This is a genomic window from Variovorax sp. 350MFTsu5.1, assembly GCF_048302515.1.
Taxonomy (GTDB): domain Bacteria; phylum Pseudomonadota; class Gammaproteobacteria; order Burkholderiales; family Burkholderiaceae_C; genus Variovorax; species Variovorax guangxiensis.
In genome coordinates this window covers 6541502-6553565 of record NZ_CP157620.1, presented here as the reverse complement: position 1 = coordinate 6553565, position 12064 = coordinate 6541502, and the positions used below count along the sequence as shown (strand labels likewise).

Sequence of the window (12064 nt, the reverse complement as noted above, 5' to 3'; positions counted from 1 at the left end):
ATGGCGCGCTACCTCATCGCGGCAACCGCGCTGCCCGGGCATGTGCTGCCGATGCTCGCCATCGCGCAGCATCTGGTGGGCCTCGGGCACGAGGTGCGGGTGCACACGGCGAGCCGCTTCCGCGCGCAGGCCGAGGCCACCGGCGCGGGCTTCACGCCCTTCGACGCCTCCATCGACTTCGATCACCACGAACTCGACCAGCGCTTTCCGCAGCGCCAGCGGCTGCCGTCGGCGCATGCGCAGCTGTGCTTCGGGCTCAAGCACTTCTTCGCCGACGCCATGGCGGCGCAGCGGGCCGGGCTGGAGGCCATCCTGCGCGACTTCGCGGCCGACGCGATCGTGGTCGACACCATGTTCTGCGGCACCTTCCCGCTGCTGCTGGGGCCGCGCGAGCAGCGCCCGGCCATCGTGGCCGTCGGCATCTCGGCGCTGCCGCTGTCGAGCTGCGACACCGCCTTCTTCGGCACCGCGCTGCCGCCGTCGTCCACGCCGGAAGGGCGCGTGCGCAACCGGGCGATGAACGCCAACCTCAGGCAGGCGATGTTCGGCGAGGTGCAGCGCTACTTCGACGCGCTGCTGACTTGCGCGGGCCTGCCGGCACTGCCCGAGTTCTTCATCGACGCGATGGTCAAGCTGCCGGACGTCTACCTGCAGCTCACCTCCGAATCCTTCGAGTACCCGCGCAGCGACCTGCCTGCCTCGGTGCGCTTCGTCGGCCCGCTGCTCGCGCCGGCCAGCCGCGACTTCGCGGAGCCCGACTGGTGGCACGAGCTGGACGACGGCCGCGCCGTGGTGCTGGTGACGCAGGGCACGCTGGCCAACCAGAACCCGGCGCAGCTGATCGGCCCGACGCTGCAGGCGCTGGCCGGTGCGGGCGACATCCAGGTCATCGCGACCACGGGCGGCCCGCAGCCCGAGGCGCTGAACATGGCGCTGCCCGCGAATGCGCGCGTGCTGCCCTTCCTGCCCTACGACCGCCTGCTGCCCAAGGTGCACGCGATGGTCACCAATGGCGGCTACGGCTCCGTCAACCATGCGCTGAGCCTCGGCGTGCCGCTGGTGGTAGCGGGCGCCACCGAGGAGAAGCCGGAGATCGCCGCACGCGTGGCCTGGTCGGGCGCCGGCATCAACCTGGGCAGCGGGCAGCCCACCGCGCGCCAGATCGGCGACGCGGTGCGCAGGCTGCTGAAGGAGCCCGCCTATCGCCAGCGTGCGGGCGCGCTGCGCGACGACTTCGCGCGCCACCACGCGCTCACCGAGATATCGGCAGCACTCGAGGCGCTGCGCGAGACCGCGGCGCCCGGCTGCCTGGCCATCGCCTGATCGAAGACCCCCAAAGGAAGCAGAGAAGATGAGCAACCCGTTTGACGACACGAACGGCACCTTCCAGGTGCTGGTGAACGACGAAGGCCAGCACTCGCTGTGGCCCGCCTTCATCGACGTGCCCGCCGGCTGGAAGGTGGCGCTGCCCGCCACCGACCGCGCCACGTGCGGCGCCTACATCGAGGCGAACTGGACGGACATGCGCCCGCGCTCCCTTGCGGCGAAGGATCTCGATGCTGCGGGCGCATGAGGGTGTTCGCCCTGCACCGGCGCGGCGCCGCATGGGCATATGCGGCGCGCCTGCGCTCGTCCGCGGCCGGTGATGTGAGCGCCGCCTCCGGCGAGCGGAAGGAACGCGCCGGCTCGGCCGAAGGGAGGCGGGAAAAGCCGCGGCAGCGGGGCGGGCCGAGCCGGCGATGAGCGTCTTCTCTGCCTGGCCGTACTTCGTGCTCGTGCTGGTGGTGCTCGGCGCGATGGCGCTCCCGGTGTTCCGCGCGGCCGACGAGCCGCGGCACAGTTCACGCGACCACCGCACCGCCACGCTCGACGGGCTGCGCGGCTTTCTCGCGCTGAGCGTGTTCGTGCATCACCTGATGGTGACCCATGGCTACATCGAGCATGGCGAGTGGACTTTTCCGCCCTCGGGCTTCCACACGCTGCTGGGGCAGGCGGGCGTGGGCGTCTTCTTCATGATCACCGGCTTCCTGTTCTGGGGAAAGCTGCTCGACGCGAAGGGGCGGCCGGACTGGCGCGGCCTGTATGCCGGCCGGCTCTGGCGCATCGGCCCGACTTATCTGCTGGCGGTGGGCTTGATGTTTCTTGCGGTCGCATGGCGCACCGGCTTCGAGCTCAGGGAGCCGGTGTGGTCCCTGCTCGGCGCAGTGCTGCAGTGGCTGGCCCTCGGCATCTGGCCGCTGCAGCCGGACATCAACGGCTATGCCGGCACGACGCTGATCCTCGCTGGCGTGACGTGGACGGTCTTCGTGGAGTGGCTGTTCTACGGGGCGCTGCGGCCGATGGCGCCGCTCGCACGGGGCGATCGCACACCCCGGTTCGTGCTCGGTCTCATGCTGCTGCTGTGCCTGCCCTTGCTGTGCTTCGCGGCGCTGTCGCCGGGCGCCACGCCCTCGCGGCCTACGCTCGCGCTGGTGATCGGGGCACTGGCCTGGGTGCTGGCATCGTTTCTCATGGGCATGCTGTCGGCCTGGCTGGTTCGGCGCGGCGGGCCGAAGCTGCCGCAGCGATCGGCTTCACTGCTCGCGCTGGCCTGCCTTGGAGGCGTCTTCCTGGGCTTCGAGCACATGGTCGGTCCAGTGCAGGTGCTGCTGCTCTGGGTGTTCTTCCACCTGGTGTGCACCGGCAGCACCCTCTTCGGCCTGCTGGCCACGCGCGCGGCCCGGCGCATGAGCACGGCGAGCTACAGCATCTACCTGCTGCAGGGGCTGGTGCTGACGCTGGTGTTCGGCCTGCGGCCGGTGAGAGAGTTCGCGATGGCCGGGGCGATGCAGTACTGGCTGGTGGGCACCGCCTGCGCGCTGCTGCTGGTGGCGGCCTCGGTGGTCAGCTACCGGCTGGTCGAGAAGCCGGGAATCGCGCGGGGCCGGCGCCTGCGGGCCGGGCCGCGCGGGATGCCCGCGGCGCAGGCGGCGGGGCCTTGAACGGGGGATGGCCGTGGTCCTGAAGACCCCAGGCCATCCTCGTCACACACCCTTGCGCATAATTGACGCAAGCTATGACTCTCACCGAACTCAAATACATCGTCGCAGTGGCCCGCGAAAGGCACTTCGGCAAGGCGGCCGAGGCCTGCTACGTTTCACAGCCGACCCTCTCGGTTGCGATCAAGAAGCTCGAGGACGAACTCGAGGTCAAGCTCTTTGAGCGCAGTGCCGGCGAAGTGACCGTCACGCCGCTAGGCGAGCAGATCGTGCAGCAGGCCCAGAGCGTGCTCGACCAGGCAGCCAGCATCAAGGAGATCGCCAAGCGCGGCAAGGACCCGCTGGCCGGCCCGCTGAACCTGGGCGTGATCTACACCATCGGCCCGTACCTGCTGCCCGACCTCGTGCGCCAGGTGATCGCGCGCACGCCGCAGATGCCGCTGGTGCTGCAGGAGAACTTCACCGCCAAGCTGCTGGAGATGCTGCGCGCCGGCGAGATCGACTGCGCCATCATGGCCGAGCCCTTTCCCGACACCGGCCTCGCGATGGCGCCGCTGTACGACGAGCCCTTCATGGCGGCGCTGCCCAACAAGCACAAGTTCGCCGACCGCGAATCCATCACGTCCGAAGAACTGCAGAGCGAGACCATGCTGCTGCTGGGCACCGGCCATTGCTTCCGCGACCACGTGCTGGAGGTGTGCCCGGAGTTCGCGCGCTTCTCGAGCAACGCCGAGGGCATCCGCAAGAGCTTCGAGGGCTCGTCGCTCGAGACCATCAAGCACATGGTGGCCTCGGGCATGGGCGTGACGCTGGTGCCGCGCCTGTCGGTGCCGGCCGATGCGCTCAAGCCCAAGGTCAAGGGCCGCAAGGAGGCTGAGCAGATGGTGCGCTACCTGCCGGTGCGCGACGCGCAGGACCGCGACCCGCCCACGCGCCGCGTGGTGCTCGCATGGCGGCGCACCTTCACGCGCTACGAGGCCATCGCCGCGCTGCGCAACGCGATCTATGCGTGCGAGCTGCCGGGCGTGAAGCGCCTTTCGTAGCGGATCGAATGTCGAGAACTTGGCCTACGCGAGGGCTGTTTTGAATCGTTGATCGCTGAGATAGAGTGGCACTGTTGCGAAGCCGCGTGCCGGCTTCCAGAATCGAAGCGAACACCCCCTCCAAGAAATCGACTGAAGAAAAGGATCTCCCGCCATGGCCAAAGACTCCAAGAAACCATCGTCAGCAGCTTCCGCCGGCAAGGTGCCCAAGAAGGGCGGCAAGCAGGTCGCGCAGGAGTCGGGCAGCCGCAATGCGCCCATCATCAACATCGGCATCGAGCGCCAGGACCGCGCCGCCATCGCCGAAGGCCTGAGTCGCGTGCTGGCCGACACCTACACGCTGTACCTCACCACGCACAACTTCCACTGGAACGTGACGGGCCCGCACTTCAACTCGCTGCACGCCATGTTCATGCAGCAGTACACCGAGCTGTGGGGCGCGACCGATGTGATCGCCGAGCGGATCCGCGCACTGGGCCACTACGCCCCTGGCTCGTACGCCGAGTTCAGCAAGATCGCCACCGTGCCCGACGTGCCGCAGAACCCGCCCAAGGCGATGGAGATGGTGCGCATCCTGGTGAAGGGCCACGAGACCGTGTCGCGCATCGCGCGCGAATTCATTCCTGTCGCCGAAGAAGCCGGCGACGACCCGACGGCCGACATGCTGACCGCGCGCTGCACGGTGCACGATCAGACGGCCTGGATGCTGCGTTCCCTCCTTGAAGACTGATTCCGCTCCCCCCGTCATCGCGCCCGCGGCTCGCCGCGGGCGTTTTGCGTTGTATCTCGACCTGATCCGCTGGAACCGCCCGGCGGGCTGGCTGCTGCTGCTGTGGCCCACGCTGGGCGCGCTGTGGTTCGCGGCGGGCGGCTGGCCGGGCTGGCACTTGCTCATCGTGTTCACGCTCGGCACCTTCCTCATGCGCAGCGCCGGCTGCTGCGTGAACGACGTGGCCGATCGCGACTTCGACCGTCACGTGAAGCGCACGGCGCAGCGGCCCGTCACCAGCGGCGAGCTGTCGGTCAAGGAGGCGCTGGGGCTGGGCGTGGTGCTGGCGCTGGTGTCCTTCGGGCTGGTGCTCACGACCAACCGCACGACGGTACTGTGGTCGTTCGCGGCGCTGGCCATCACGCTGGTTTATCCCTTCGCCAAGCGCTTCGTCTCGGTGCCGCAGGCGGTGCTGGGCATCGCCTTCAGCTTCGGCATTCCGATGGCGTTCGCGGCGGTGCAGTCGACCGTGCCGCTCTTTGCGGCAGTGCTGCTCGCGGGCAACCTGTTCTGGGTGCTGGCCTACGACACCGAATATGCGATGGTCGACCGCGACGACGACCTGAAGATCGGCATGAAGACATCGGCCATCACCTTCGGCCGCTTCGATGTCGCGGCGGTAATGGCGAGCTACGCGATCTTCCTCGCGGTCTGGACCTGGGCAGGCGCCAGCCGTTCGCTGGGCGTGCTGTTTTATGTGGGCATCGCCGTGGCTGCGGCGCAGGCTCTGTGGCACTGGCGGCTGATCCACGACCGCACGCGCGAAGGCTGCTTCAAGGCATTCCGGCTGAACCACTGGCTGGGCTTCACCGTGTTCGCCGGTGTCGTGGCCGGCTACGCGCTGCGTTGAGCACGCCACGCTGCCCGGCGGGCTTCGTGGCTCTATCCAACGAGTTGTTCAGTCGCGGCCGAATTCTTCGCCCAGTTCGGCAGCGCGCTTCTGTGCCGCGCGGATCGCGGTCTTGAACTGCGACTTCACGTCCGCCGCCTGCAGCGAGGTGATGGCCGCGTAGGTGGTGCCGCCCTTGGAGGTCACGCGCTCGCGCAGCACCGACGGCGGCTCGGTCGCGCTGTGCGCCAGCGCCGAGGCGCCGGTGAAGGTGCCGATGGCCAGCCGCTGGGCCTGCTCGGGCGAGAGGCCCATCTCGACGCCGGCCTCGGTCATTGCCTCGATGAAATAGAACACGTAGGCCGGGCCGGAGCCGGACATGGCGGTGACTGCATCGAGGGCCGGTTCGGTGTCCACCCAGAGCAGTTCGCCGGTAGGCGCCAGCAACTGGCCGACCATCGAGCGGTCGGTGCCTTCGACGCCGGGGCGGGCATACAGGCCGGTCATGCCCTTGCCCACCAGCGCGGGCGTGTTGGGCATGGCGCGCACCACGCGCTCGGTGCCGAGCCAGCGGGCGATGCTGTCGGACGGAATGCCCGCGGCCACGCTCAGGTGCAGGGCATCGGCGGCGAAGGCGCGCACCGGCCTGGCGGCTTCGGCGAAGGTCTGGGGCTTGACCGCCCACACCACCACGCCGCAGCGCGACAGCGCCTCGCTCGCCTCGGCCCTGGCGACGATGCCGAAGGACTGGGCCAGCTTCTTCCGGGCCTCCTCGAAGGGCTCGACCACCTCGAAGGCATCCGCCGGGGTGCCTTGCTGGATCAGGCCGCCGATGATGGCGCTGGCCATGTTGCCGCCCCCGATGAAGGCGACGGGAGGCAGCGGCGCAGGGCCGGTGCGGGGCAGGAAGGTCACGGCGATGGTCATGGTCGGTCGGCGTATTCGAAGGCGGCGAACTGGGTGATTTGAAGCGGATTGAAATTGTCGTCGCTCACGACTACCAGCATGCGCCTGCCGCCGGGCAGCGGCGGGCCCCAGCACATGCCTTCGGTGTTGTCGAGCCGGGAGAGGCCCAGCGCGGCGAAGTCGGCCACCAGGGTCTTGGCCGCCGGCCGGTGGTTGTCGGGCGCCAGCGCATCGACCGCAAGCACGTCGCTGGCGGCGCGGGTGTCTATTTCATACAGGCGCAGCGAATTGCCGCGGCCGGTGGCGTAGGCGCGCTCCAGCACCAGCATGCGGTCGGCGTCGAGCGTCAGGATCTCGCTCACGCCGTTGTCGGCGTAGCTTCCGGGAACGAGCGGGCGCAGCGGGATGGCGTCGGGAACGTAGGCGATCTGGCGGTCGGGCTGGCCGGTCTCCAGGTCGATCCGCGTGAAGCGGCAGGGACCGCCGGCGGCGCCCACGGCGGGTTCGGGGCCGTCCTGGATCAGGGCGTTTTCCATCGCCAGCCAGGCGAAGCGGCCGTCGGGCGTGAGGCTGACGCCCTCGAAGGTCAGGTTGTCGCGCGGGCCGCGGCGCTTTGCCGGATCGGGCTGGAACATCGCCGGCATCCGGAATTCGCGCAGAAAACGGCCGTCGCGGGCCGATTCGTACAAGGCCGGGCCGAAGCCACGTGCGACGTCCCCCTCGCTGGTCCACAGCAGGGTGTTGGTGGCGGGGCGCAGCCGAAGGGCTTCAGGATCGGGCACAGGCAGGCCGTCGACCGCGTTGCGGCGGTTGGGCCAGGGACCGCCGCCCGGGCGTTGCAGCTGCACCACGCCGGTCGACTCCGGCGGCGCGGCCTGCGGGGAGGGCCAACGGGCGGTGTAGTAGCGGACGGGGGCGAGATCCGATCGGTCGTCGCTGATGAGCAGGTACTCACCTCGGATTGGGTCGTAGTCGATGCCCGAGAGGCCTCCGGCCGTGGTTCCCTCTATATGAAGGCGGTGCGGCCAACGCGCTTCGGCGACGAGGCGCAGCTGGCCGGGGTCCGGGTTCGGTGTCGCGCCACCTTTGCAACCGGCCAGTGCCAGCCCCGCGAAGCCGACCCCGGCGGCCAGCAGGCGCCGGCGCTGTATTGACGAGGTCGAAAGAACGGGGTTTTCGGGCGCTTGCACGCCCCGGAGTCTAGTGGCAGTGCTCGACAGCAAGCAGGGTTGTTGACTTCCGGCTTCTCGCGTGCAACAATCGCGGGCTTCGCTTTCAAAAGGCGAAGCTTTCAGCCCAAAGCGAAAGTGTCTCGAGTGGTTCGGGGCATGGACGACGGGCCCAAGACTGACTGATTTGCCTCCCTCCTGGATGCACATCGGTACAAGTTGGGAATATCAAGAAATGATCCAAACTGAATCCCGGCTCGAAGTGGCCGACAACACGGGCGCGAAATCCGTCCTGTGTATCAAGGTGCTCGGTGGCTCCAAGCGGCGTTATGCCAGCGTGGGCGACGTCATCAAGGTCAGCATCAAGGAAGCCGCTCCGCGTGGTCGCGTCAAGAAGGGCGAGATCTACAGCGCAGTGGTGGTCCGCACCGCCAAGGGCATCCGTCGCGCCGACGGTTCGCTCGTCAAGTTCGACGGCAACGCAGCAGTGTTGCTCAACGCCAAGCTGGAGCCCATCGGCACCCGCATCTTCGGACCGGTCACGCGCGAACTGCGCACCGAGAAGTTCATGAAGATCGTGTCGCTGGCCCCCGAAGTTCTCTAAGGACACAACGCCATGAACAAGATTCGCAAGGGCGACCAGGTCATCGTGTTGGCCGGCCGCGACAAGGGCAAGCGGGGCACCGTCTCGCTGCGCAAGGACGACTCGCATGTGGTCGTCGAAGGCATCAACCTCGTCAAGAAGCACACCAAGCCGAACCCCCTGAAGGGTACGACCGGTGGCATCGTCGAGAAGGCCATGCCGATCCACCAGTCCAACGTGGCGATCTTCAACGCCGCGACCGGCAAGGCCGATCGCGTGGGCGTCAAGGTCACCCAGGATGCTGACGGCAAGCGCGTGGCTGTTCGCGTGTTCAAGTCGAGCGGCGAAGAAATCAAGTTCGCCTAAGAGGTACTCACATGGCACGTCTCCAACAACACTATCGCGAAAAGATCGCGAAAGACCTGACGGAAAAGTTCGGCTACACGTCGCCGATGCAGGTTCCGCGCCTCACCAAGATCACCCTGAACATGGGCGTGGGTGAAGCAGTCGCCGACAAGAAGGTCCTCGACAACGCCGTCGCCGACCTGACCAAGATCGCCGGCCAGAAGCCCGTGGTCACCAAGTCGAAGAAGGCCATCGCCGGCTTCAAGATCCGCGAAAACCAGCCGATCGGCTGCATGGTCACGCTGCGTGGCGTGCACATGTACGAATTCCTGGATCGCTTCGTGACCATCGCGCTGCCGCGCGTTCGCGACTTCCGTGGTATCTCCGGCCGTGCTTTCGACGGCCGTGGCAACTACAACATCGGCGTCAAGGAACAGATCATTTTCCCCGAGATCGAGTACGACAAGGTCGATGCCCTGCGCGGTCTCAATATCAGCATCACGACGACGGCCAAGACCGACGAAGAAGCCAAGGCTCTTCTCGCCGGCTTCCGTTTCCCGTTCAAGAACTGAGGTGACCTGTGGCTAAAGCATCTTTGATCCAGCGCGAACTCAAGCGCGACAAGCTGGTTGCCAAGTTCGCAGCGAAGCACGCCGAACTGAAGGCGGCTTCCAACGACCTGAAGAAGACCGAGGAAGAGCGCGCCGCTGCTCGCCTGGCGCTGCAGAAGCTGCCGCGCAACGCGAACCCCACGCGCCAGCGCAACCGTTGCGAAATCACCGGTCGTCCCCGTGGCACCTTCCGTCAATTCGGTCTGGCCCGCGCCAAGATCCGTGAACTGGCTTTCAACGGCGACATCCCCGGTGTCACCAAGGCCAGCTGGTAAGCCAGGCAGGAGCAAACAACATGAGCATGAGTGATCCCATTGCCGACCTGCTGACGCGTATCCGCAACGCGCAGATGGTGGCGAAGCCCACCGTGTCGGTCCCGTCTTCCAAGGTGAAGATCGCGATCGCACAAGTCCTGAAGGACGAGGGCTACATCGACGGCTTCCAGGTCAAGACCGAAGCCGGCAAGAGCGAGCTGGAAATCTCGCTGAAGTACTACGCTGGCCGTCCGGTCATCGAGCGTATCGAGCGTGTGAGCCGCCCCGGCCTGCGTGTCTACAAGGCCAGCGCTTCCATTCCGCAAGTCCAGAACGGCCTCGGCGTCGCCATCGTCACGACCCCCAAGGGCGTGATGACCGACCGCAAGGCTCGCGCCTCCGGTGTCGGCGGCGAAGTTCTGTGCTACGTCGCCTAACCGAGACATCGAGGAGTAACTGAAATGTCCCGAGTAGGAAAATCGCCGGTCGCCATCCCCGCAGGCGTGGATGTGTCGATCAAGGAAGACCAGATCAGCGTCAAGGGTACGGGCGGCACGCTCAACCTCGCGCGCAACGCGCTGGTCAACGTCGTCAGCAAGGACGGCAAGCTGAGCTTCGAGCCCGCCAACGAATCGCGTGAAGCCAACGCGATGAGCGGCACGGTTCGCCAGCTCGTGAACAACATGGTGGTCGGTGTGACCAAGGGCTTCGAGAAGAAGCTCAGCCTGATCGGCGTGGGCTACAAGGCCGCCGCCCAGGGCGCCAAGCTGAACCTCCAGGTCGGCTACTCGCACCCCGTCAACATCGACATGCCGCAAGGCATCACGGTGGCGACGCCCACCCCGACCGAAGTCGTGGTCAAGGGCGCAGACCGCCAGCGCGTCGGCCAGGTGGCCGCTGAGATCCGTGCCGTTCGTCCGCCAGAGCCCTACAAGGGCAAGGGCATCCGCTATGCGGACGAGAAGATCGTGATCAAAGAGACCAAGAAGAAGTAAGGGGCAGCAAAATGATGTTGACCAAAAAAGCACAGCGTCTCCGCCGCTCGCGCCAGACCCGCATCCGCATCGCGACGCAGGGCGTGGCCCGTCTGACGGTGAATCGCACCAACCTGCACATCTACGCCACCGTCATCTCCGGCGACGGCGCCAAGGTGATTGCAACCGCATCGACGGCAGAAGCCGAAGTGCGTACCTCGCTCGGCGGTTCGGGCAAGGGCGGCAACGCTGCCGCCGCCACCGCCGTCGGCAAGCGCATCGCTGAAAAGGCGAAGGCAGCCGGCATCGAGAAGGTCGCTTTCGACCGCGCAGGTTTCGCCTACCACGGCCGCGTCAAGGCGCTGGCCGAAGCCGCCCGCGAAGCCGGCCTGCAGTTCTAACCGGACACGAGATTCAAAATGGCAAAGATTCAGGCAAGAGCTCAGAACGAAGGCCCTGAGGACGGTTTGCGCGAGAAGATGATCGCGATCAACCGCGTCACCAAGGTGGTGAAGGGTGGTCGTATCCTCGGTTTCGCAGCACTCACCGTGGTCGGTGACGGCGATGGCCGCGTCGGCATGGGCAAGGGCAAGTCGAAGGAAGTGCCCGCTGCAGTGCAGAAGGCAATGGAAGAAGCGCGTCGCAACCTGCTGAAGGTTTCGATCAAGAACGGCACGCTGCACCACCAGGTGCAAGGCCACCACGGCGCTTCGACGGTCGTGATGTACCCGGCTCCCAAGGGTACCGGCATCATCGCCGGCGGCCCGATGCGCGCCGTGTTCGAAGTGATGGGTATCACCGACATCGTGGCCAAGAGCCATGGTTCGTCGAACCCCTACAACATGGTTCGCGCCACGCTCGACGGGTTGAAGAACTCGACGACCGCCAGCGAAGTGGCTGCCAAGCGCGGCCTGACCGTCGAAGAAATCTTCGCCTGAGCGCAGGCCGTCGCAAGCCTCAAGGAAGCATTCAAATGACGCAACAACAGACCCTCAAGGTGCAACTGGTCAAGAGCCCGATCGGCACCAAGGAATCGCATCGCGCGACCGTGCGCGGCCTCGGCCTGCGCAAGCTCAACAGCGTGAGCGAGCTGCAAGACACGCCCGCGGTGCGCGGCATGATCAACAAGATCAGTTATCTGGTCAAAGTCCTGTAAGAGAGACTGATATGGAACTCAATGGCATCAAGCCGGCGGATGGCGCCAAGCACGCCAAGCGCCGTGTCGGCCGCGGTATCGGTTCCGGCCTGGGCAAGACCTCGGGTCGCGGCCACAAGGGCCAGAAGTCGCGCGCAGGCGGTTTCCACAAGGTCGGCTTCGAAGGCGGTCAAATGCCGCTGCAGCGTCGCCTGCCGAAGCGTGGTTTCAAGTCGCACCTGCTGAAGTTCAACGCCGAAGTCACGCTGACCGCTCTCGAGCAGCTCGGCCTGGCCGAAGTGGACATCCTGGCGCTGAAGCAAGCCGGCCTCGTGGGCCAGCTCGCCAAGGTCGTCAAGGTCGTGAAGACCGGTGAGCTCACCAAGGCCGTCAAGCTGACGGGCGTGGGTGCAACGGCTGGCGCCAAGGCTGCGATCGAAGCGGCCGGCGGCAGCATCGCCTGATCAC

18 protein-coding genes are annotated in these 12064 nt (G+C 66.8%); 16 read left to right on the top strand and 2 right to left on the bottom strand.

The window, feature by feature from the left end; genetic code table 11:
- The 6 genes from ABL843_RS29945 (at position 1) to ubiA (ending at position 5640) form a co-directional block, all read left to right on the top strand.
- On the top strand, positions 1–1323 hold the full coding sequence (locus tag ABL843_RS29945; protein WP_418118390.1) for a glycosyltransferase: 1323 nt from the start codon (positions 1–3) through the stop codon (positions 1321–1323).
- A 28-nt stretch (positions 1324–1351) separates the two neighbouring features.
- Positions 1352–1573 carry an MbtH family protein gene (locus tag ABL843_RS29940; RefSeq protein ID WP_418118389.1) on the top strand — a complete coding sequence of 74 codons (222 nt, stop codon included), beginning with the start codon at positions 1352–1354 and terminating at the stop codon, positions 1571–1573.
- Positions 1574–1739: 166 nt separating this feature from the next.
- The gene (locus ABL843_RS29935; protein ID WP_418118388.1) at positions 1740–2981 is read left to right on the top strand and encodes an acyltransferase family protein; all 1242 of its coding nucleotides are present in this window, start codon (positions 1740–1742) and stop codon (positions 2979–2981) included.
- Positions 2982–3055: 74 nt separating this feature from the next.
- Positions 3056–4021 (top strand): LysR substrate-binding domain-containing protein, encoded by a 966-nt coding sequence (locus ABL843_RS29930; RefSeq protein WP_126021198.1) that lies wholly within the window; start codon positions 3056–3058, stop codon positions 4019–4021.
- Between the two features lie 154 nt (positions 4022–4175).
- Positions 4176–4751: a Dps family protein gene (locus ABL843_RS29925; RefSeq protein ID WP_126021199.1), complete on the top strand. Its 576-nt coding sequence runs from the start codon at positions 4176–4178 to the stop codon at positions 4749–4751.
- A complete protein-coding gene (ubiA, locus tag ABL843_RS29920; protein WP_418118387.1) occupies positions 4741–5640 on the top strand; it encodes a 4-hydroxybenzoate octaprenyltransferase in 900 nt (299 codons plus the stop codon). Before ABL843_RS29925 ends, ubiA begins: the two co-directional genes overlap by 11 nt.
- Before the next feature lie 48 nt (positions 5641–5688).
- Here the strand turns inward: ubiA and proC are convergent, their stop codons facing one another.
- Positions 5689–6546 carry a pyrroline-5-carboxylate reductase gene (gene proC / locus ABL843_RS29915; protein ID WP_418118386.1) on the bottom strand — a complete coding sequence of 286 codons (858 nt, stop codon included), beginning with the start codon at positions 6544–6546 and terminating at the stop codon, positions 5689–5691.
- Positions 6543–7715 (bottom strand): esterase-like activity of phytase family protein, encoded by a 1173-nt coding sequence (locus ABL843_RS29910; RefSeq protein ID WP_418118385.1) that lies wholly within the window; start codon positions 7713–7715, stop codon positions 6543–6545. The genes proC and ABL843_RS29910 overlap by 4 nt, the downstream gene beginning before the upstream one ends.
- A gap of 214 nt (positions 7716–7929) precedes the next feature.
- Between ABL843_RS29910 and rplN the strand changes: the two genes are divergently transcribed.
- Genes rplN through rplO form a run of 10 tightly spaced genes read left to right on the top strand, consistent with a single transcriptional unit; the run spans position 7930 to position 12060 of the window.
- A complete protein-coding gene (gene rplN, locus ABL843_RS29905; RefSeq protein WP_009124801.1) occupies positions 7930–8298 on the top strand; it encodes a 50S ribosomal protein L14 in 369 nt (122 codons plus the stop codon).
- A gap of 12 nt (positions 8299–8310) precedes the next feature.
- Positions 8311–8643, top strand: a complete 333-nt coding sequence (gene rplX / locus ABL843_RS29900) for a 50S ribosomal protein L24 (RefSeq protein WP_019653967.1) — start codon at positions 8311–8313, stop codon at positions 8641–8643.
- 11 nt (positions 8644–8654) lie between these two features.
- On the top strand, positions 8655–9194 hold the full coding sequence (gene rplE, locus ABL843_RS29895) for a 50S ribosomal protein L5 (protein WP_093196100.1): 540 nt from the start codon (positions 8655–8657) through the stop codon (positions 9192–9194).
- A gap of 8 nt (positions 9195–9202) precedes the next feature.
- On the top strand, positions 9203–9508 hold the full coding sequence (gene rpsN / locus ABL843_RS29890) for a 30S ribosomal protein S14 (protein ID WP_019653969.1): 306 nt from the start codon (positions 9203–9205) through the stop codon (positions 9506–9508).
- Between the two features lie 20 nt (positions 9509–9528).
- Complete coding sequence (rpsH, locus tag ABL843_RS29885) at positions 9529–9924, top strand: 30S ribosomal protein S8 (RefSeq protein WP_081267428.1); 396 nt, start codon at positions 9529–9531, stop codon at positions 9922–9924.
- Positions 9925–9948: 24 nt separating this feature from the next.
- Positions 9949–10482: a 50S ribosomal protein L6 gene (gene rplF / locus ABL843_RS29880; RefSeq protein WP_126021202.1), complete on the top strand. Its 534-nt coding sequence runs from the start codon at positions 9949–9951 to the stop codon at positions 10480–10482.
- A gap of 14 nt (positions 10483–10496) precedes the next feature.
- The gene (rplR, locus tag ABL843_RS29875; RefSeq protein ID WP_026346312.1) at positions 10497–10862 is read left to right on the top strand and encodes a 50S ribosomal protein L18; all 366 of its coding nucleotides are present in this window, start codon (positions 10497–10499) and stop codon (positions 10860–10862) included.
- An 18-nt stretch (positions 10863–10880) separates the two neighbouring features.
- Positions 10881–11399 (top strand): 30S ribosomal protein S5, encoded by a 519-nt coding sequence (rpsE, locus tag ABL843_RS29870; protein ID WP_125950502.1) that lies wholly within the window; start codon positions 10881–10883, stop codon positions 11397–11399.
- Positions 11400–11434: 35 nt separating this feature from the next.
- Entirely contained in the window at positions 11435–11617 is a 183-nt protein-coding gene (gene rpmD / locus ABL843_RS29865; RefSeq protein ID WP_019653974.1) for a 50S ribosomal protein L30, read from the top strand.
- 11 nt (positions 11618–11628) lie between these two features.
- Positions 11629–12060, top strand: a complete 432-nt coding sequence (rplO, locus tag ABL843_RS29860; RefSeq protein ID WP_019653975.1) for a 50S ribosomal protein L15 — start codon at positions 11629–11631, stop codon at positions 12058–12060.
- Positions 12061–12064: the final 4 nt, after the last annotated feature.

Coding starts and splice junctions, on each gene's coding strand:
- rplF (WP_126021202.1), top strand. CDS start 9,949: ATGTCCCGAGTAGGAAAATCGCCGGTCGCCATCCCCGCAGGCGTGGAT.
- rplE (WP_093196100.1), top strand. CDS start 8,655: ATGGCACGTCTCCAACAACACTATCGCGAAAAGATCGCGAAAGACCTG.
- ABL843_RS29935 (WP_418118388.1), top strand. CDS start 1,740: ATGAGCGTCTTCTCTGCCTGGCCGTACTTCGTGCTCGTGCTGGTGGTG.
- rpsH (WP_081267428.1), top strand. CDS start 9,529: ATGAGCATGAGTGATCCCATTGCCGACCTGCTGACGCGTATCCGCAAC.
- ABL843_RS29925 (WP_126021199.1), top strand. CDS start 4,176: ATGGCCAAAGACTCCAAGAAACCATCGTCAGCAGCTTCCGCCGGCAAG.
- rpmD (WP_019653974.1), top strand. CDS start 11,435: ATGACGCAACAACAGACCCTCAAGGTGCAACTGGTCAAGAGCCCGATC.
- ABL843_RS29940 (WP_418118389.1), top strand. CDS start 1,352: ATGAGCAACCCGTTTGACGACACGAACGGCACCTTCCAGGTGCTGGTG.
- rplO (WP_019653975.1), top strand. CDS start 11,629: ATGGAACTCAATGGCATCAAGCCGGCGGATGGCGCCAAGCACGCCAAG.
- rplX (WP_019653967.1), top strand. CDS start 8,311: ATGAACAAGATTCGCAAGGGCGACCAGGTCATCGTGTTGGCCGGCCGC.
- ABL843_RS29945 (WP_418118390.1), top strand. CDS start 1: ATGGCGCGCTACCTCATCGCGGCAACCGCGCTGCCCGGGCATGTGCTG.
- rplR (WP_026346312.1), top strand. CDS start 10,497: ATGTTGACCAAAAAAGCACAGCGTCTCCGCCGCTCGCGCCAGACCCGC.
- rplN (WP_009124801.1), top strand. CDS start 7,930: ATGATCCAAACTGAATCCCGGCTCGAAGTGGCCGACAACACGGGCGCG.
- ABL843_RS29930 (WP_126021198.1), top strand. CDS start 3,056: ATGACTCTCACCGAACTCAAATACATCGTCGCAGTGGCCCGCGAAAGG.
- rpsE (WP_125950502.1), top strand. CDS start 10,881: ATGGCAAAGATTCAGGCAAGAGCTCAGAACGAAGGCCCTGAGGACGGT.
- proC (WP_418118386.1), bottom strand. CDS start 6,546: ATGACCATCGCCGTGACCTTCCTGCCCCGCACCGGCCCTGCGCCGCTG.